The organism is uncultured Spongiibacter sp. (assembly GCF_964011655.1).
Taxonomy (GTDB): domain Bacteria; phylum Pseudomonadota; class Gammaproteobacteria; order Pseudomonadales; family Spongiibacteraceae; genus Spongiibacter; species Spongiibacter marinus.
On the sequence record NZ_CAXGPO010000005.1, the window covers coordinates 47,525 to 66,741 of the forward strand.

Consider the following 19,217-nt stretch of genomic DNA (forward strand, 5'->3'; position numbering starts at 1 on the left):
TTCCATTCACCCGAACAGCGCCTGGGGCGCCGGTAAATCCCATGTCTGACACGTTCGACCTAGGTAAAATGATTTTTGGCCGACTCAGTCTGGAGGCCATTCCTTACCACGACCCAATTATTGTGGCGACTTTCGCCATGGTAGCGATTGGTGGTGTTGCCCTGCTGGTTGCGGTTACTCGCGCCAAACTGTGGGGCTACTTGTGGACCGAATGGTTTACCAGTATCGATCATAAACGCATCGGTGTGATGTATATGATTCTGGGTATTGTGATGATGCTGCGCGGCTTTGCCGACGCGATCATGATGCGTATCCAGCAGGCCATCGCGTTTGGTGATTCCATGGGCTATTTGCCGCCGGATCACTACGACCAGATCTTCACCGCCCACGGCGTGATTATGATCTTCTTCGTGGCCATGCCCTTTGTGGTCGGCATTATGAACTACATCGTGCCGCTGCAAATCGGTGCCCGCGATGTCGCCTTCCCCTTCCTAAACAACTTCAGCTTCTGGATGACGGCCTCGGGCGCGATTCTGGTTATGATGTCACTGTTCGTGGGTGAGTTCGCGAAATCGGGCTGGCTGGCCTACCCGCCATTGACCGGGATACTGCAAAGCCCGGGCGTGGGGGTGGACTACTATATTTGGGCCCTGCAGATTGCCGGGGTCGGTACACTGCTGTCGGGCGTCAACTTCGTGGTTACTATCGTGAAGATGCGGGCACCGGGCATGTCGATGATGAAGATGCCGGTATTCACCTGGACAGCGCTGTGTACTAACGTCCTGATTGTGGCGGCTTTCCCCGTGCTGACTGCGGTGCTGGCGATGCTGTCTATGGATCGCTACCTCGACACTAACTTCTTCACCAACGACCTTGGCGGTAACGCCATGATGTACGTGAACCTGATCTGGATTTGGGGTCACCCCGAAGTCTATATCCTGATCCTGCCACTGTTTGGTGTGTTCTCAGAAATTGTGGCGACCTACAGCGGCAAGCGTCTGTTCGGTTACTCGTCGATGGTCTACGCGACAGTGGTCATTACCATTCTGTCCTACCTTGTATGGCTGCACCACTTCTTCACCATGGGAAGCGGGGCAACGGTGAATAGCTTCTTCGGCATCACCACCATGATCATCTCGATCCCGACCGGGGCCAAGGTGTTCAACTGGCTGTTTACCATGTACCGCGGTCGTATCAAGTTTGACGTGCCCATGCTGTGGACGGTCGGCTTTATGGTGACCTTTGTTATCGGCGGTATGACGGGCGTACTGTTGGCTGTGCCTTCCGCTGACTTTGTGCTGCACAACAGCCTGTTCCTGATTGCTCACTTCCACAATGTGATTATCGGTGGTGTGGTCTTCGGTGTGTTTGCGGCTATCGCCTACTGGTACCCGAAAGTAACGGGATACAAGCTGGATCCCTTCTGGGGCAAGATGACCTTCTGGTTCTGGATTATCGGTTTCTATCTGGCCTTTATGCCGCTGTACGTATTGGGCCTGATGGGCGTGACGCGTCGCATGAGCCACTTCGACGACCCGTCGCTGCAGATCTGGTTCCAGATCGCGCTGGTCGGCGCCGTGTTAGTCGGTATCGGTATTATCTGCTTCCTGCTGCAGTTCTATTTCAGCTACCGCAAGCGCGACCAACTGCGCGACGAAACCGGTGACCCCTGGGATGGCCGTACTCTGGAGTGGTCGACTACGTCGCCCCCGCCGCAGTACAACTTTGCCTTTACCCCGCGCGTGCATGACAACGACGCCTGGTGGCAAATGAAAGCCAACGGTGTGAAGCGCCCTCAAGACGGCTTCTTACCGATCCACATGCCGAAAAATACAGCGGCGGGAATGGTGATTGCCGGTATCAGCACGGTGCTGGGCTTTACCCTGATCTGGCACATGTGGCTGCCCGCGGCGCTGTCGTTGGTGGCGCTGATTCTGGCGACCATCGTGCATACCTTTAACTACGACCGCGACTACCACATCCCCGCTGATGAGGTGGCGCGCATCGAAACGCAAGCAAGTGAGGTGAAAGCCTAATGTCACATCCCACTGCCACAGCTGCGACGAAAAACGGCGACTTGGAGTTTTTCGTGCGCGGCGATCACCACGCGCCTAACGGTACGCTGCTGGGTTTCTGGTTGTACCTGATGAGCGACTGCCTCATCTTTGCGGCACTGTTTGCAACCTATGGGGTACTGAGCCAAAGCTTTGCCGGTGGCCCCACTGGTGCCGACTTGTTCGACCTGCCGCTGGTGGCGATCAACACCGCCTTCTTGTTGCTGTCGTCGATCACCTACGGCTTTGCGCTGCTGCAAATGCAGCAGAACAAGCTGCAGGGCACACTGCTTTGGCTGGCACTCACCGGCGTGTTGGGCACGGCGTTTTTAAGCGTTGAGCTGTATGAGTTCTACCACCTGATTCATCAGGGAGCGGGCCCACAGCGCAGTGCGTTTCTAACCGCCTTCTTTGCATTGGTCGGTACCCACGGCTTGCACGTAACCATTGGTGTGATTTGGTTGGTAACGCTATTGCTGCAGCTGTCTAAGCACGGCCTGACCTTAACGAATCGCCGCCGGGTATTTTGTCTGTCGATGTTCTGGCACTTCCTTGATGTCATTTGGATTGGTGTCTTTACCTTTGTCTATCTGATGGGGTCTATGTCATGAGCGATCATCACGATCACGAACACCACGAAGAGCTGCCGCACGCGTCCTTTAGCGGCTATATGATTGGCTTTTTGGCGTCGGTGTTTCTCACGGCCATTCCTTTCTGGCTGGTTATGGGCAATGTCTTCGACTCCAATAGCACGACTGCGATGGTGATCCTCGGGTTCGCCGTTGTGCAGATTCTGGTGCACATGGTGTACTTCCTGCACATGAATTTTCAGTCCGAAGGCGGCTGGAATATGCTGTCGCTACTATTTACAGCGGTGCTGCTGTTCATCACTTTGTTCGGCTCATTGTGGGTCATGTACAACATGAACGTCCGCATGATGCCGGGGATGATGTAAGGCGCTTATGGCTGCCTCCCCCACGTCGCGCCGCCATCAGTTCTTTCTTTCCGTTGCCATGCTGGTTGCATTGGCAACGGCGGCGGGCTTGGTGGCCTTGGGTAACTGGCAACTGGAGCGACGGGTATGGAAGCTTGGGCTGATTGAGCGCGTCACTGCTCGCGTGGACGCCGCTGCGCAAGCGGCGCCAGGCATTGCAGATTGGCCCGGCATCAATCGAGACCGCGATGAATACCGCCACATTCGCCTTCGCGGCGAATACCTTAGCGATGCGACACTGCTCGCCAAAGCTGTAACCGAACTGGGCAGCGGCTACTGGGTGATGACGCCGCTGCGCACTGAGCACGCCGGCACGGTGATGGTGAATCGCGGCTATATCGATCAAGGCGTGAGCGCACCTTTACCACCGGAAGGGCCTCAGGAAGTGACGGGCTTGCTCAGGCTCACTGAGCCGGAGGGCGCATTTCTGCGCGATAACCTCCCCGAACAACAGCGCTGGTATTCGCGGGATGTCGAGGCAATGGCAAGCGCCTTGAACGTGCCGCTGGCGCCATACTTCGTCGATGCAAAAACGGCGGAATCCGGCGCCAATGCCCCGGTCAGTGGGCTAACGGTTGTCACCTTTCACAACTCTCACATGGTGTACGCCTTGACCTGGTATGCGCTAGCCGCCATGGTTTTGGCTGCGGCTGCTATGCTGTATCGAGAGGCGAAGCGCCGCCGCTAAGCAGGCCGGCGCGCTCTAGAGCTGGATGGCCGTCTCTTACGTATAATAACGACCGCTATCACCGCGTGGGAGAAACCCTAGAATGTCACACCCCCGGGCCAGGGCAGGCGCTCTGTTGGCCGCCATGTCGCTACTCAGCTATCGCAACAATGAAACCCTCAGCAAACATATGCGCCAACTGGTGCAGCTGCGCTGGTTGGCGGTGCTCGGGCAGCTATTTACCATATTGGTCACTCATTTTAGTTTGGGGGTCGATCTGCCGTTGGCAAAAATGTGTGGGGTATTGGCGGGTCTGGCGGCCTACAACCTGGTGTACGAAATCAGTTTGCGTCTCGGTCGCGAGCTCTACGCCGGCGAGTTATTTGTCGGACTGCTGGTCGACATGTTCACCCTCACGGCTCAGCTCTACCTGAGCGGCGGCGTCAGCAACCCCTTTGCCTTTCTTTATGTACTGCAAGTGGGGTTGGCGGCGGTGCTGATGGTGGCACCACTGGCCTGGACACTGGCGGGCGTCGCCGCACTGTGTTTTTTGTGGTTGGCGGAAGTTGGCCACCCACTGGCTGGCTTGCCACTGGACTACCACCTCGGTGTCGACAGCGTTTACGTGCAGGGCATGTTTATCTGTGTGGTACTGACGGCAGCCTTGTTGGTGATCTTTGTTAACCGTATTACCCGTACTCATAGAGAACACGACGCCCGCCTTGCCGACTTGCGGCAGCGGGCCGCCGAGGAAGAGCATATTCTGCGAATGGGTTTGCTCGCCTCCGGCGCGGCTCACGAGTTGGGAACGCCGCTGGCGACCATCGACGTTATTTTGGGCGACTGGCGCCACATGCCGGTGTTCCGCGATTCCGCTGACCTGGGTGATGACATCGGCGAAATGCAAACCCAGGTTAAGCGCTGCAAGGAGATTGTTAGCGGGATACTCATGTCGGCGGGCGAAACGCGCGGTGAAGTCTCGGTAGAGACAACCGTTTGTGAGTTTTTTGATGAGCTGGTCGATGAATGGCGCAGCACACGCAATAGCCGAGAGTTGCGCTTCGACAACCAGTTTGGCGAGGATGTCGATATCGCCTCAGACTCGGTGCTCAAGCAAACCGTGTGTAATTTGCTGGATAACGCTTTAGAAGCGTCGCCGCAGTGGATTGCGCTGACCGTGCAGCGCGACGCCGACACATTAATTATTGCGGTGCGCGACCACGGCCCCGGTTTTGCTGCGGAAGTTTACCAGCGCCTCGGCCAGCCCTATCAATCCACCAAAGGGCGGCCAGGTAGCGGATTGGGGCTGTTTCTGGTGTTTAACGTAGCGAGGATGTTGGGCGGTGTATTTGCGGCGCGCAACCTTGACGAAGGCGGTGCGGAGGTTATGCTTCGTCTCCCCCTCGATGCGCTGGTGTTAAAAGAGGATTAATGCAATGGCTGAGGCCGAGCACGATCAGAAAACCTTGTTGCTCGTCGAAGACGACGAGGCGTTTGCGCGCACGCTCCGCCGTTCATTTGAGCGCCGCGGCTACAGGGTTCATCACGCCACCCGCCTGGAACAGGTGGAAGCGCTGCTGGCAGAGGTCTCTCCAGGTTACGCCGTGGTGGACTTAAAGCTCGACGGCGAGGCCTCGGGTCTTGCCTGTGTGCAGGCCCTGCACAAACACGACAGCGATATGCTCATTGTGGTGCTCACCGGCTACGCAAGCATTGCCACGGCGGTTGAGGCGGTGAAACTTGGCGCCTGTCACTACTTAGCCAAGCCCTCAAATACCGATGACATTGAAGCGGCCTTCAACAATGCCGAAGGCAACGCCGATATAAAAGTGACGGGGCGTGCGACCTCCATCAAAACCCTGGAGTGGGAACGCATCCACCAAACGCTGGCTGAAACCGACTTTAACATCTCTGAGACCGCACGCCGCCTCGGTATGCATCGCCGCACACTGGCGAGAAAACTGGCTAAGCAGCAAGTTAAATAAACGGCGCTCGCCAACCCTATCCCACTATTCGAATTTTCCTTTCTCCCACGCCGGAAGGGCGGCGATGCGGTGCCGTTACTGCTACTCCTGCGCTGGCGCAAGAAAATGCGCGCCCCTCAATAGCAAATGAAAATCGTTATCGTTATAATGCGCTGCAGCGCCAACTCGCGCCTGCGCGGCGTAGTCATCGCGCTGACAAATTAGGGATGAAAAAGCAGAGAGACGGGAGTGATGGCGGGAACGCGCACTGAAAAAATCTGGCGGTTTGTGTTGGCTGGGCCGCTGGTACTACTTGCCACGCTCATTATTATGGCTGGCAGTTCTCTCTGGCTGCCGGAGGGGCAGGCACAGGTTAATAACTTCGTTATTCCGGTAGTGCTGCTGCCTGCGATCTGGGCAGTGCTGTTCTTTTATAGCGTATTGGATCGGCTGGGCCGCGCTTCGGTAGTGATCTTCATATTGACTGCCGTGCACGCGGCGTTGATTGCGCAGCACCTACTGCAAGCGCAGCAATAAACGGCGAGAAATCGATGCTAAAGCTACGGCAAAAAACGACTCAAACGATGCTGGCGCTTCACGGCTGGGGCGCGGTAATTTTCGGCCTGCTGCTCTACTGGGTGATCTTAACCGGCACGATCGCGGTATTCGCCGACGACATAAATGACTGGGCCTCGCCGCTGCCGGCCGCTATACCGGAAACCTTTCCACTGGGCACTGATGCTATGTTGAGAAAGGCCGCCGCCGATGTGGCGCCTGAATATCTCGACGAGCTCATTGTCTTTGCAACCGCAGGCGGTCGTATCCGTGCTTTTTTCCACACCCATGCAGAGGCGGAGGATGGAGAACACCCGGAAGAAGAGGGGGTGTTATTCGTATTTGACCCGGCCAGCGGAGACATCCTGCAGCGCTTTGAGGGCACCCAGAGCGAGATCGAAGCGCAAAGCCACTACGGCAAGCTCGGGCACTTTCTGGTCGAATGGCATGTGCAACTGCATGTGCCCTCGCCCTGGGGGCTGATGTTAACCGGTATTCTTGGTCTGAGCTTATTGGTCGCCTGCGTCAGCGGTTTTGCCATGCACCGCCATCTTATTAAAGATGCGTTTTTACGTCGCCGGCGCGGTGGAGATGTGCTCAGTCACAAAGACGCCCATGTGATGGCGAGCACCTGGAACCTGCCGTTTGCGTTTATTTTGGCGTTTACCGGCAGCTTCTATAGCCTGGCCGGCGCCTTTGCCATTCCCGCCATTGCCATGGTGGCGTTCGGCGGCGACCAGGAAAAACTTATCGAAACTGTTCAGGGCTTACCTCCGGCCGAGGACCCGCGCCCTGCCGAAATGGCGAATATCGACGCCATGTTGGAAGACGTTCGGGCGGCGGGGCATCGCACGCGGTTTTTAACCGTCGACCACTGGGGAAGGCAAGACGCACGCATTAGCGTATTTCCCTGGCAAGCTGAGGGCGAGCTGCTGCCCAAAGGCTATTCCTTCGACGCCCAGACTGGTGAAAATCTTGGTGAAAAACCGGCATTGGGGCAATCGCCCTCGCTGGGCAGTGACCTGGTTGCGCTTATGGGGCCGCTGCATTTTGGAAATTTTGCCGGTTGGTTGTCGAAAACGGTGTGGTTCGCTCTGGGGTTTGCCGGCGCCTATGTCTGTATTAGTGGCCTGACCCTATGGGTTAAGCGCCGAGAGCAGCTGAAAACATGGCAGTATTTATTGCGGGCAACACTATGGAGTGCTTGGGGGCTTCCTCTTGCACTGGTCGCCGCCGCGGCGGCCTATTTGCTGCAGCAGGCTGGTGTGCTGGCTGGGGCAGTTGAGCCGCTGATGTTCAATGCCTTCGGTCTTTGCCTGGCGCTAAGCGGCATTCTTGCCGGCATCGTTAGCCGTGTTACCGGCGTGCGGCGAATACTCGTCATCAGTTTGGGGCTAGGACTTTGCGCCTTGGTAGCGCTGCGTTTGTTGCTAGGCGGCCCGGGCTGGGTAAGCGCGGCCACAGGTGGTTTAACGGCTGTTGTGGTTTTGGATGTTGCTCTGCTGCTTGGCGGGGCTTGGCTGCTTCGCCGTGAATGGCGTCAAACCCAGGCGTTGCCTGAGGAACCCCTCGTTGATACCGGCGACATGGAGGTGAACACTCCATGATGTTGCTGCTCAGCATTGCCGTCAGCGCGCTTAGCGTAACAGCGCTCGCCCTGCGCGACCCAAAGCGATTGCGTTGGCGTCAAAAATTAGCACGCCATGGCGCAACCCCCGCCAAAGGCTTTTCGCCACTTCCGCAACGTCATCGTAGATGGCTACTCACCGCAATGCTTGTGCCCGGTGTGCTGCTCGCGCTGGCGGGAATGTGGGCCAGCCTGATGTTATGGTTGGGTGCCAGCCTAACCTATGGCTGGCTGCTCTCCGAAGTTCTTGCAGCCCGCCGTTAAACGACCACATGACAAAAAATGACATACGCGCTTGCTAACGTGGGCGTAGGAGTGTTTTGTGCAATGCAAAATGTGCTGAACTGAGTAACAGAATCATGGGGAAAAAGAGTGGTGCCCAGAGGCGGAATCGAACCACCGACACGAGGATTTTCAATTCTTCTCTCTGGGTGTTTGGTAGTGTTGATGTCTGTTAGATAATTCCAAAAAAAACAGTGTGTTATAAGATTTTTCGGCTTTTTTTGGTACGTCTCGTGTTGATGAATATGTGCAATTATTGATTATTTGTGCTTACATCCGCGCTTACATCCTGTAAGTGAGTGCCGCCCATGTCTCGAGTTCTATTTACTGCTAAGCGTATTCGCGACTTCTCCTGTCCGGCGGATAAACAGCAAGCATTTCTTTGGGATGCTAGCTCTCGTTCTGTGGGGCTTGGGCTCCGGGCTACCCCCAAAGGGGCTCCAGCATTCATCTTTCAAGGTCGCTTTAATGGGAAGACCATTCGTATAACCATTGGCTCGCCCTCTAGCTGGAGCATCCCTGAAGCGCAGGAAAAGGCTCGCGAGTTTCAGCGCTACATCGATGAGGGAAGAGACCCGCGTTTAGTAAAGTCAGAAGTAACTAAGGCAGATGTAGCAGCAAGGGAAGCTGAGGCAAGGGGGCGCTGTACATTTGGTGAAGCCTGGGCGCATTACATGGAAGAGAGGAAGCCGTTTTGGAGTGAAAACAGCTATCGGGACCATAGAACGATGGTGCAGCAGCCAGGCTTAGAAAGAAAAAACCGGAAAGGAGTTCAGACCGTAGCGGGGCCTCTATGGGCCTTGGTGCCAGTCCGGTTGTCTGAATTAAGTTCTAGCGAAATCGAGTTGCTCGTGAAGCGCGAGGCTGGCCGGAGGGCAACCAGAACTCGGCTAGCTGTCCGGTTGTTGCGCGCATTCCTTAATTGGGCCGAGTCTCAGCCTATGTACGCCGGTGTAGTCGATGCCAGCATTATTAATGCTAAAAGGCTGTCGGAGGTTCTCGGAAAACCGAACGCAAAGAGAGATTCCTTGGAAAGGGAGCAGCTCGCGATATGGTTCGAGAAAGTCAGAGAGGTGAGCAATCCTGTTATAAGCGCATATCTGCAATGCCTCATATTGACAGGGGCGAGGCGTGAAGAATTGGCCAGCTTGAAGTGGACCGATATTGATTTTCGGTGGGGGCGTATAACGATAGGCGACAAAGTTGAAGGTAGCAGACAAGTACCCCTTACTCCGCACGTCCGTATGTTATTTCAGTCATTACCTAGGCGAAACGAATGGGTCTTTAGCAGCGAAAAAAGTGCATCGGGGCGCATCACCGAGCCCAGTATCGCTCACAGGAGGGTATGCAAAGCCATAGGAGTTGAAGTAACACTACACGGATTGAGACGTTCGTTTTCAAATGCGACAGAGTGGCTTGAAATCCCGGCAGGCGTTACTGCTCAAATCATGGGGCACAAGCCTACAGCTATCGCTGAAAAACACTACAAGCAAAGGCCGATAGACCTCCTGCGAGTCCACCATACCAATATCGAGCGCTGGATTCTTAAGCAAGCCGGTATCGAATTTGGTGATGAGCAGAGTAGTTCTAGTTTGCGATTGGTCAGTGTGTGATATGAGTGATTCTGGAGCACGGCGGGTTAGAGACCGCGTTAAGAACTTACTCAGTAAAAAGTATGCCATTGAAATCTTAGAAGAGTCTCATAGGGTAGTAAGCAAGGCTCCACTAACCAAATCAGTAGCGAATTACGTTCGGGTCGAGCTGTTGAGGCAAAAAATAGGTGATAACCAAAGGGAGCTAAAAGTAGCGGAATTGGGAGTGCTCGCTCAGCTACTGCTTTTGGATGTCGCCGAAGAGATTCACGATTTGCCGGACTTCGGTTTGAGGAGCCTTAGTTGGTGTATAGACGAAGATTTGGCTGTAAGGCATGTACTACTTGATGTAGTCCGAGACCCAGAGATTGGTCTGTTTATGGCAAAGTCGTTGCTAATAATCAGCATCGACCTGTTTCCCAACCCCCCATTTCATATCAAAGAACTCAGGAAATGGTACGGGCCATCTAAACCGACTGGGCGACCAAAGTCTAACGACTCAATGCGAGCTCTTGTTGAAGCTGGAATCTTGCGAAAATACGCGATACTGGCAGCGACTGAAATTCGCACAGAAGGCCTCAGGCCTGTGAAGAACAAGGTTGCATATAGACTGAACAAAGGCTTACTAAAAGACTTTAACTTTGACCAAGACTACATCATTCGTCATTTAAGAGCAGAGTGGTGGTCAAATAAATAAAACGAGACAAAAACTAAAATATTGTTTTTTATATAAAAAATAAGTTTTTTGTCAGGTTTTTATCACGACAAAATATCTAGGTATCTCAACAAAGCGCTACAGCAAGAGGTACTTAGAAATGAAAATCGTTCCCAATCAACAACATCAACATTTGACCGTTTGTCCGGATATAGTTGATGGTGATTATTCCTCAGAATACCCCCCGCTAAACAAGGTCAATCGCCCTTCTGTAGAAACTGCTGCTGCAGCTTTCTATCTCAATCGGGCTCCGCAGACACTGAGGTTGTGGGCGTGTAGAGAAAACGGGCCGATACGACCGCGCCGAATCTTTGGAAGACTGCACTGGTCAGTTGATGAAATTCGTTCTCTGCTAGAGGGGGAGTGATGAGAGCCGCTATGTCATCTCCTAACCGCTCGGAGCGGGAGATTCCCTCTGACAGAGCGCAGCTTCCACTATTTGAATGCGTTGGTATTCAGCCTGTCCTGCCGAAGAGGGGAACATTACCTTATAGGGCGCTCACTTACCTGCGTAGGGAGCGTGCGATTGACCATGACTTCTTTTTTCGGATGACAGGTAGCCATCGTTTGGCTGCCTCGATATGCGTCCTTCGTCAGCTGGGCTGGGATATTGAAACCCGTTGGGGGAGTGCGGGCGAGGGAGTCTACATCCTACATGAGCCCACTCCAGGAAGCATGGAGGGGCTTTGATATGGCCTCAAAGAAAGCTAAGTCGAGGAGCATGTCGGCAAACGGTCGCTCGTCGAAGAGTAAATTTTGGACATACTCGAAATTGCTACATGCAATAACTGACCATCCGGACTATATCTCGCTGGATAAAACTTCGCGTGCGCTGCTGTGGGACATGTATCGTCAGTACAACGGTTATAACAACGGAAATATCAGTGCCGCCCACGGAGTCATGGGCAAGTGGGGGTGGGATAAAAAGACGCTGCTCAGGTGTAGGAAGAAGCTGGAGGCAGCTGGGTGGATAGTTGTGACGCGCATTCCTCGGGCAAAAAAGGAGCCAACTTTGTACGCTTTTTCTTGGTTAAAAATAGACTCTTGGCAAGGTAAACCCTACTTGGATGCTGGTGTCGAAAATATCCCCATGAAAAGCCTTAGGCCGAAATAATTGAATAATGCTTGGGGGAAATGTGCCCCTTAAATTGCATTTGTGGTGGCGTAGAGACCCCTTAATCTCGTTTGAGCTGAGGCTTAAGGGGGATGAGAGCCACCTTATTTAGCTCTGAGGAGGTGATTTATTGGGGTAAATATGGGGCCCCTTTAAAGACTCTTACCATGTGTATTCCAGATTATTTCTTAAATATTGAGGCTTTTTATGGTCGCGTTCGTCGAGTCTCGCCAATGTGGTGCTAAAACTCGGGCGGGGGGGATGTGTAAGAGGAAAGATGTATATCGCTCTGGTCGCTGCCGTTTGCATGGTGGCCTGTCGACAGGGCCCACTTCACGAGAGGGTAAAGAGCGCTCATCAAAAAACGCCTTAAAACAAACCCCATGAGAAGGGGGAGATAGGGGGGAGGGTTGGCTACTTTAGCTCATCGCTGTCGCAGGGCACCAGCGTCAAATAGGGTGCGGTTAAACCGCCGCAACAACGAAGCGGCTCCGCTTGTGGCGTGAGCAAGGTTTTGTTCCTTGCTTGCACTTCGGGCTTCACCTTCTCGGGTGTCGGAAAAGTCGAAAGCGAGCTGGGCTTCTTGGTAGTCGCCATCTTGCTCCCCTACTTGATTTTGGCTAGAGCGTCCGCGAAGTCTGCTTCGGCCTTGCTTATTCGCGCAGCCTCCTTGGCTACCGCTTCGAGGTGAGCCTTCCGCTGCTGTGGCGTCAGGTGTGGATGTGTTCTCGCGATTTCGCGCACCGCATTTCGCAAAAATGTTGTGGTCCCGCTCATAGCGCTTATTTCGTGGTTTTCATTATCGTCCACTTTACTGCCCCCTAAACGGTTGACTTGGTGCCATACGGTTCAAACGAGTCTAGCATCGAATCAAAAGTCCTCAAGCTGCTCGAGGGAGTCTTCCGTCGACATGGGTCCAAATGCTCCGTACTATTGAGCACGCTACAACTACTCCTAGGGAAAGGGTTTTCTCATTATTGTGAGCTTTCCTTTGTGGACGGGGCCTCGTGATAATTGGAAACACAAAATGAGCAGTAACACGCAATCCTTCAGCTCCACCGCCGCTTTCATCTGGTCAGTTGCTGACCTCCTCAGGGGCGATTTCAAGCAATCTCAGTACGGTCGAATCATTCTTCCCTTTACCCTTCTCAGGCGGCTTGAGTGCGTGCTTGAGCCCACCAAAGAAGCGGTTCTTGCTCAGTATGAGAAGGCCAAGGAAATGCCTGAGGACGCCGCTCACAAGCTCCTGCTGCACTCCGCCAAGCAGCCCTTTTACAACGTCTCCCAAATGAACCTGGGGATGCTGGGGCAGAATCAAGTGCTGGAAAATCTGGAGAGCTACATCCACTCCTTCAGCCCGGATGCGCGGGAAATCTTTGACTACTTTTCGTTCACCGACTTTCTGGTTCAACTGAACGACGCCAACCTGTTGTTCCGGGTTGCGGGTAAGTTCGCTGAGATGGACTTGCACCCTGAGACCCTCAGTAACCACGACATGGGCTTGGTGTTCGAGGAGCTCATCAGACGCTTTGCTGAGTCGTCTAACGAGACCGCAGGGGAACACTTTACCCCGAGGGACATTGTGCGCCTCACGACCTCTCTGGCGTTCTGTGGGGACGACCAAGTGCTGAGCAAGGTGGGGGTGGTTCGCTCCATCTACGACCCAACAGCGGGGACGGGGGGGTTCCTGTCGTCTGGAATGGAATACCTGCATGAGCTGAATGAAGGGGCGCGACTGGCGACCTTTGGGCAGGAGCTCAACAAGGAATCCTATGCTATCTGTAAGGCCGACATGCTCATCAAGGGGCAGGAGGTTTCTAACATCAAGCAGGGCAATACCCTGTCCGATGACCAGCTCCCCACCAACACCTTCGACTACATGCTCAGCAATCCACCGTTCGGGGTTGAATGGAAGAAGGTTCAGAAGGCTGTTGTCGATGAGCACAAGCAGAAGGGCTTCGGCGGACGCTTCGGGCCGGGGTTACCCCGAGTCTCCGATGGTTCCCTGCTGTTTCTGATGCACCTTATCAGCAAGATGCGCAGGACTGAGGAAGGCGGCTCTCGCATTGGTATTATCCTGAATGGCTCCCCTCTGTTTACCGGGGGCGCAGGGAGTGGCGAAAGTGAAATCCGCAGGTACATCCTCGAGAACGACCTGTTGGAAGCCATCATCGCCTTGCCGACAGACATGTTCTACAACACCGGCATTGCGACCTATGTATGGGTGCTGAGTAATCACAAGCCCGAGGAGCGCAAGGGCAAGGTTCAGCTCATCAACGCTACCGACAGCTTCGAGAAGATGCGCAAGTCTCTCGGTTCCAAGCGCAAGTACCTCACCGAAGAGCAGATTGAAGACATCGTGCGCCTCTATGGCAACTTTGAGGAGTCCGAGACCAGCAAGATATTCAACAGTGCCGACTTCGGTTACCGAAGGGTTACAGTTGAACGCCCACTGAAACTGAAATTTGTATTTAGCAAAGACAAAGCTGCCGCCCTTGCGGAACACCTCATCGAAAAGGAGACAAAAGCTGCAGAAAAGGCCGCCCTAAAGAATGACTCACCTATTATTGACTTTGTGGTGCCGCCCCTTGGTGACCTTGAGCCTTATGCCGAAGGAGAAGAGTTTCTGTCGTGGAAGGCATTCCAGAAGCATCTCCAATCAAAACTACCGGGATACAAAATTTCCGCGACCGACAAGAAGCTGCTGTTTAAGTATTTCGGTGAACATGATGAAAACGCCGAGGTTGTGACGACTAAGGGTAAGCCAGAGCCCTCAAGTGACCTCAGGGACTACGAGAACGTCCCCCTCAGTGAATCCATCGATGACTACTTCCAGCGAGAAGTGTTGCCCCATGTGCCCGATGCATGGATTGATGAAAGCAAGAAGGACGACAAGGACGGAAAGGTCGGTATTGTTGGCTACGAGATTCCATTCAATCGACACTTCTACAAATATGTGCCACCGAGGTCGCTCGAAGAGATTGATGCAGACCTCGACAAGGTCAGCGCGGAGATACTGGAGTTACTTCAGGAGGTGCATTCCTGATGGTGGGGCGGTATCAGTCCTATAAGGAATATCAATCCAGTGGCGTTGATTGGCTGCAAGAGGTGCCGAAGACTTGGGAGCTTACTCGGCTTGGAAAGTGGTTTTCTGAGCGAAGGGAAACGGTTAGCGACAAAGACTACGCGCCACTCTCAGTTACGATGCAAGGTATCGTTCCTCAGGTCGAGACGGCAGCCAAGTCTGATGCGGGAGACAACCGAAAAAAAGTTGTGAAAGGCGACTTTGTAATTAACTCTCGCTCAGACCGCAAGGGTTCTTCGGGGGTTGCCGACAGGGACGGCTCTGTTTCGCTAATTAGTATCGTTCTTGAGCCAAAGAACATTGAAGCCCGCTTTGTCCACCATCTCATGAGAAGCCAGCCCTTCCAAGAAGAGTTTTATCGTTATGGTAAGGGTATCGTTGCTGACCTCTGGAGTACCAAGTATTCCGATATGAAGAACATTCGGTTGGCGTTGCCCAGCCGAGACGAACAAAAGACCATCGCTCGCTTCCTCGACCACGAGACCGCCAAGATTGACGAGCTCATCGCCAAACAGGAGCGACTCATCGAGTTGCTGAAGGAAAAACGTCAGGCGGTGATTTCACATGCTGTGACCAAGGGGCTGAATCCTGATGTACCGATGAAGGACTCAGGTGTCGAGTGGCTTGGCGAGGTGCCGGAGCATTGGTGTGTAGGTCAAATGGGCTTCTATGCAGAAGTGACTAAACTGACGGGCTTTGAGTATACGAATGTTTGGGAGACTGACGAATCAGGCGAAATCATTGCATTACGCGGATTTAATATAAAGGAACGGTTCCTTGATATAGCAAACTCCGAGAGGATTTCATCAGCATTATCTCGTCAGCTTTCGCGTTCCAAGTTGAAGAAAGGAGATGTGGTGTTTCCCTGCACGGGCACACTCGGTAATGCCGCTGAGGTCACGGAAGACGACAGGTACCACATCAACCAAAATATTGCGAAAATTTCTTTCAGTCGGCATGTTTCGCCATCTTTTGCAGTTTTCTGGCTAACGAGCAGTAATATTAGAACCGCACTAGAGATTAACAATACGTCGGCTATGCAACCTGTTGTACTAATTGGCGACTTGCGGAAGATGTGTTTTGTGCTTCCACCAAAAGACGAGCAAGAAGAAATAGTTCGGTATTTGGATAATCAAGAGAAAAGATTCCGAGCGTTGTTAAAAAGTGCTTCTCATGCAGTAACTTTGCTCGGAGAACGCCGCACAGCCTTAATCTCAGCCGCCGTAACTGGCAAGATAGACGTCAGGAACTGGAAGCCGGACGACAACCAATAACAACAGGAGGCCCTATGGCTGATGCCAGAGAGGTCGAGTTTCAGAATGACATAGTAAACAGTCTAGTCGCATCAGGCTGGCTGTTAGGTACTTCAGCGGACTACAACCGGGAGTTGGCCCTGTACCCCAAGGATGTCATTGACTACATACAGGACACCCAGCCTGACCAGTGGGAACGTTTCACCAAACACTATGCCACCGGCACTGAAGCCGCCTTCCTCAAAAGTGTTGCCAGCCAGCTCGACAAAAAGGGAACCCTGTGGGTACTCCGCAATGAAGTTAAGGACAGAGGCGCTCGATTGCGTCTGTGCAGCTTCAAGCCCGACCACGGCTTGAACCCTGAGTTATCCCAGCGCTACACCAAGAACCGCCTCAGAGTCGTTCCTGAGCTCATCTACAGCCCCAATGGTTCTCAAGGTCGCCTCGACATTACGCTGTTCGTTAACGGTCTTCCTGTGGCGACGATGGAGTTGAAGTCTGACTTCAAGCAGGCGCTCGATAATGCCAAGAAACAGTACATGTTCGACCGGCTGCCCAAGGATAAGAAGACCAATAAAGCCGAACCACTACTGACCTTCAATCGTGGTGCGTTGGTGCATTTCGCGGTGAGCCAAACCGAAGTGGCAATGACCACCAAGCTCGCAGGCAAAAGCACCTTCTTTCTGCCGTTCAACAAGGGTACTGAAGACGGTGGTGCAGGCAATGATGTACCTGAACACGGTTACCCCACGGCCTACCTATGGGAAGAGATACTCCAGCGGGATAACTGGCTGAACATTCTCGGGCGATATTTGCATCTGGAGGAGACCATCAAGGAAGACGTTCAGGGCAAGAAGGTTAAGAAGGAGACCATGATATTCCCCCGGTATCACCAGTGGGATGCCGTTAGGAGTTTGTTGTCGGCTACGGTCACTGAGGGCACTGGGCAGAAGTATTTGATTCAGCACTCGGCGGGTTCGGGTAAATCCAACTCTATCGCGTGGCTCTCACATCAGTTGTCGGCCCTTCACAATGTTGATGGTACTGAGCTGTTTGATTCAGTCATCGTCATCACCGACAGAACCGTGCTCGACTCACAGCTTCAGGACACCATCTATCAGTTCGAGCATCAGGACGGGGTGGTCTGTCGCATCAATCGAGAGGAAGGCGAGGGCAGCAAGTCAGAACAGCTTGCCGCAGCACTGACCGGCGCAACTCGTATCATCATCGTCACTATTCAGACCTTCCCTTTTGTGCTTCAGGCGATTCAGGAATCCTCAGGGCTCAAGGGCAAACGCTTTGCGGTAATCGCAGACGAAGCGCACAGCTCGCAGACAGGCTCGACCGCCAGAAAGCTCAGAGAAGTACTGATGGCTGAGGCACTGGAAGATGATGAGGAGCTGACCGGCGAGGATATTCTGGATGCCACCCTCGAGGCCCGTAAGGGCTCTGAGAACATCAGTTACTTCGCATTCACCGCGACACCTAAGGGTAAGACCTTGGAGCTCTTTGGTCGGCCTCCAGCGCCAGACAAGCCGCTCTCAGACGACAACAAGCCTGAAGCCTTCCATGTGTACAGTATGCGGCAGGCGATTGAGGAAGGGTTCATCCTCGATGTGCTCCAGAACTACACCACCTACAAAACCGCCTACAGGCTCGCTCACGCAAACCCTGAGGGTGACAGGGACGTAGACAAGAAGAAGGCCGCGACAGAGATAGCCAAATGGGTGCGCTTACACCCGCACAATATCTCCCAGAAGGTTGAGGTGATTGTCGAGCACTTCAGAACCCGTGTTGCCCATTTGCTCAACGGTGAAGCCAAGGCGATGGTGGTCACGGGTAGCCGTAAGGAAGCGGTGCGCTACAAGTTGGCGATGGAAAAGTTTGTCGCTGAACAAGGCTATGCCGGTATCAGTGCAATGGTCGCCTTCTCTGGAGACGTCAACGATTCTGACTCAGGCCCTGAGCCATTTACTGAGCGCAATATGAACCCAGGTCTGAAAGGGCGTGACCTGAGGGACGCTTTTGATACCCCCGATTATCAGGTCATGATTGTCGCTAACAAATTCCAGACCGGTTTCGACCAGCCCAAACTGGTGGCGATGTATGTCGATAAGAAATTGGCGGGGGTGGATTGCATTCAAACCCTGTCGCGGCTGAATCGAACCTACCCCGGCAAGGACAGGACTTTTATTCTCGACTTCGTGAATGACCCTCAGGACGTCCTCGACGAGTTCCAGAAGTATTACCAAACCGCAGAGATTGCGGCTGTCTCTGAGCCGAACCTTGTTTACGACCTGATGGAAAGCCTGAAGGACGAGCGAATCTTTCAGTGGTCAGAGGTCGAACAGTTCGCTGAGGCGTACTTCAATCCCAAGGCAAAACAGCCTGCGCTGGTAGCTGCCTGTAGGCCCGCTGTGGAGCGCTACGGGGCGAGATACAGTGCGGTAATGGAAACGGTCAAGGATGCTCAGGACGCGCTGAGACGAGCACAGGAGGCCGCGAACAAGGCCGGAATCAAAGAGGCTGAGCATGCTCTGAGTCTCGCCAAGGAGACCAAGGATGTCCTCGATACTTTCAAGAAAAACCTGAAGTCATTCTGTCGCTACTACGAGTTCATATCGCAGGTGGTGGACTTCCGTGACGAGGACTTGGAAAAGCTCTCAGTCTATGCGGCTCACTTACTGCCGCTGTTGCGCGAAGAACAAATCAAAGAAGACATCGACCTCAGTGAAGTGGTGATGACCCATTACAAGTTGGATGAGGTGCGACAACAGCGCATTGTGCTGGAGCCGGGTAAGGCGGGATATGTGACTGGGGTGACAGCGCTGGGCGGTCATAACCCCAAAGAGCAGGAATATGAGCGACTGTCGCAAATCATTGAGCGGCTCAACGACCTGTTTGCCGGTGATGTGACCGAAGGCGACATGGTCAGCTTCGTGGACACCTTGGCTACTAAGGTCGCTGAGGATGAGGCAGTCATGGCCCAGATTCGCAACAACACGAAAGAGCAGGCCATGCTAGGGGATTACCCCTCGGCAGTCGAACGGGCTGTTATAGCCAGCATGGAGGCGCACAATGACCTCTCAATGCAGTTTCTGACAGACCCGAGGGTCTCCAAAGGGATTGCAGAGTTGTTGCTGGATATGCTGAAAAAAGGTTTGCAGTCAGAACTGAGGGGCGCCTTGTAACGATTTCATTCTACCAAGCCAGGAGGAGGCGTAGTTCTTCCTCTCTGCTTTGGGCTTTTGGTTTCCAAGTACAATAATTATCCCGCAGAAACTACTTCCAGCAGCCTTCAAGCCCTTATGCTCG

16 protein-coding genes are annotated in these 19,217 nt (G+C 53.6%); 15 read left to right on the forward strand and 1 reads right to left on the reverse strand.

What is annotated here, in order from left to right; all coding sequences use genetic code 11:
- The first annotated feature begins 41 nt into the window (after positions 1-41).
- The 12 genes from cyoB (at position 42) to ABNS66_RS04180 (ending at position 11,564) form a co-directional block, all read left to right on the forward strand.
- Entirely contained in the window at positions 42-2,036 is a 1,995-nt protein-coding gene (gene cyoB, locus ABNS66_RS04125) for a cytochrome o ubiquinol oxidase subunit I (RefSeq protein ID WP_338061793.1), read from the forward strand.
- Positions 2,036-2,665 (forward strand): cytochrome o ubiquinol oxidase subunit III, encoded by a 630-nt coding sequence (cyoC, locus tag ABNS66_RS04130; RefSeq protein WP_204994618.1) that lies wholly within the window; start codon positions 2,036-2,038, stop codon positions 2,663-2,665. Before cyoB ends, cyoC begins: the two co-directional genes overlap by 1 nt.
- Positions 2,662-3,009, forward strand: coding sequence for a cytochrome o ubiquinol oxidase subunit IV (cyoD, locus tag ABNS66_RS04135; RefSeq protein WP_027873096.1), 348 nt, complete (start codon positions 2,662-2,664; stop codon positions 3,007-3,009). The genes cyoC and cyoD overlap by 4 nt, the downstream gene beginning before the upstream one ends.
- A gap of 7 nt (positions 3,010-3,016) precedes the next feature.
- Positions 3,017-3,736, forward strand: a complete 720-nt coding sequence (locus tag ABNS66_RS04140) for an SURF1 family protein (protein WP_286696284.1) — start codon at positions 3,017-3,019, stop codon at positions 3,734-3,736.
- 82 nt (positions 3,737-3,818) lie between these two features.
- Positions 3,819-5,147, forward strand: a complete 1,329-nt coding sequence (locus ABNS66_RS04145; RefSeq protein ID WP_204994616.1) for an ATP-binding protein — start codon at positions 3,819-3,821, stop codon at positions 5,145-5,147.
- Positions 5,148-5,151: 4 nt separating this feature from the next.
- Positions 5,152-5,700, forward strand: a complete 549-nt coding sequence (locus ABNS66_RS04150; RefSeq protein ID WP_286838614.1) for a response regulator transcription factor — start codon at positions 5,152-5,154, stop codon at positions 5,698-5,700.
- A 231-nt stretch (positions 5,701-5,931) separates the two neighbouring features.
- Positions 5,932-6,216, forward strand: a complete 285-nt coding sequence (locus ABNS66_RS04155) for a hypothetical protein (protein WP_204994614.1) — start codon at positions 5,932-5,934, stop codon at positions 6,214-6,216.
- Between the two features lie 14 nt (positions 6,217-6,230).
- Positions 6,231-7,841, forward strand: a complete 1,611-nt coding sequence (locus ABNS66_RS04160) for a PepSY-associated TM helix domain-containing protein (RefSeq protein ID WP_286838612.1) — start codon at positions 6,231-6,233, stop codon at positions 7,839-7,841.
- Positions 7,838-8,125 carry a hypothetical protein gene (locus ABNS66_RS04165; protein WP_286838610.1) on the forward strand — a complete coding sequence of 96 codons (288 nt, stop codon included), beginning with the start codon at positions 7,838-7,840 and terminating at the stop codon, positions 8,123-8,125. Before ABNS66_RS04160 ends, ABNS66_RS04165 begins: the two co-directional genes overlap by 4 nt.
- Positions 8,126-8,451: 326 nt before the next feature.
- Positions 8,452-9,756 (forward strand): integrase family protein, encoded by a 1,305-nt coding sequence (locus ABNS66_RS04170; RefSeq protein WP_286838608.1) that lies wholly within the window; start codon positions 8,452-8,454, stop codon positions 9,754-9,756.
- 1 nt (position 9,757) lies between these two features.
- Entirely contained in the window at positions 9,758-10,432 is a 675-nt protein-coding gene (locus ABNS66_RS04175) for a hypothetical protein (RefSeq protein WP_286838606.1), read from the forward strand.
- 709 nt (positions 10,433-11,141) lie between these two features.
- Positions 11,142-11,564 carry a hypothetical protein gene (locus ABNS66_RS04180; RefSeq protein WP_286838604.1) on the forward strand — a complete coding sequence of 141 codons (423 nt, stop codon included), beginning with the start codon at positions 11,142-11,144 and terminating at the stop codon, positions 11,562-11,564.
- Between the two features lie 414 nt (positions 11,565-11,978).
- Here ABNS66_RS04180 and ABNS66_RS04185 read toward each other — a convergent pair whose 3' ends face one another.
- Entirely contained in the window at positions 11,979-12,161 is a 183-nt protein-coding gene (locus tag ABNS66_RS04185; protein ID WP_286838602.1) for a hypothetical protein, read from the reverse strand.
- 430 nt (positions 12,162-12,591) lie between these two features.
- On the opposite strand from ABNS66_RS04185, the gene ABNS66_RS04190 reads away from it, so the two are divergent.
- The 3 genes from ABNS66_RS04190 to ABNS66_RS04200 are packed head-to-tail and all read left to right on the forward strand — an operon-like array spanning position 12,592 to position 19,093.
- Positions 12,592-14,610: a class I SAM-dependent DNA methyltransferase gene (locus tag ABNS66_RS04190; protein ID WP_286838598.1), complete on the forward strand. Its 2,019-nt coding sequence runs from the start codon at positions 12,592-12,594 to the stop codon at positions 14,608-14,610.
- Positions 14,610-15,923, forward strand: a complete 1,314-nt coding sequence (locus ABNS66_RS04195; RefSeq protein ID WP_286838596.1) for a restriction endonuclease subunit S — start codon at positions 14,610-14,612, stop codon at positions 15,921-15,923. Before ABNS66_RS04190 ends, ABNS66_RS04195 begins: the two co-directional genes overlap by 1 nt.
- 14 nt (positions 15,924-15,937) lie before the next feature.
- On the forward strand, positions 15,938-19,093 hold the full coding sequence (locus ABNS66_RS04200) for a DEAD/DEAH box helicase family protein (protein WP_286838594.1): 3,156 nt from the start codon (positions 15,938-15,940) through the stop codon (positions 19,091-19,093).
- Positions 19,094-19,217 lie beyond the last annotated feature (124 nt).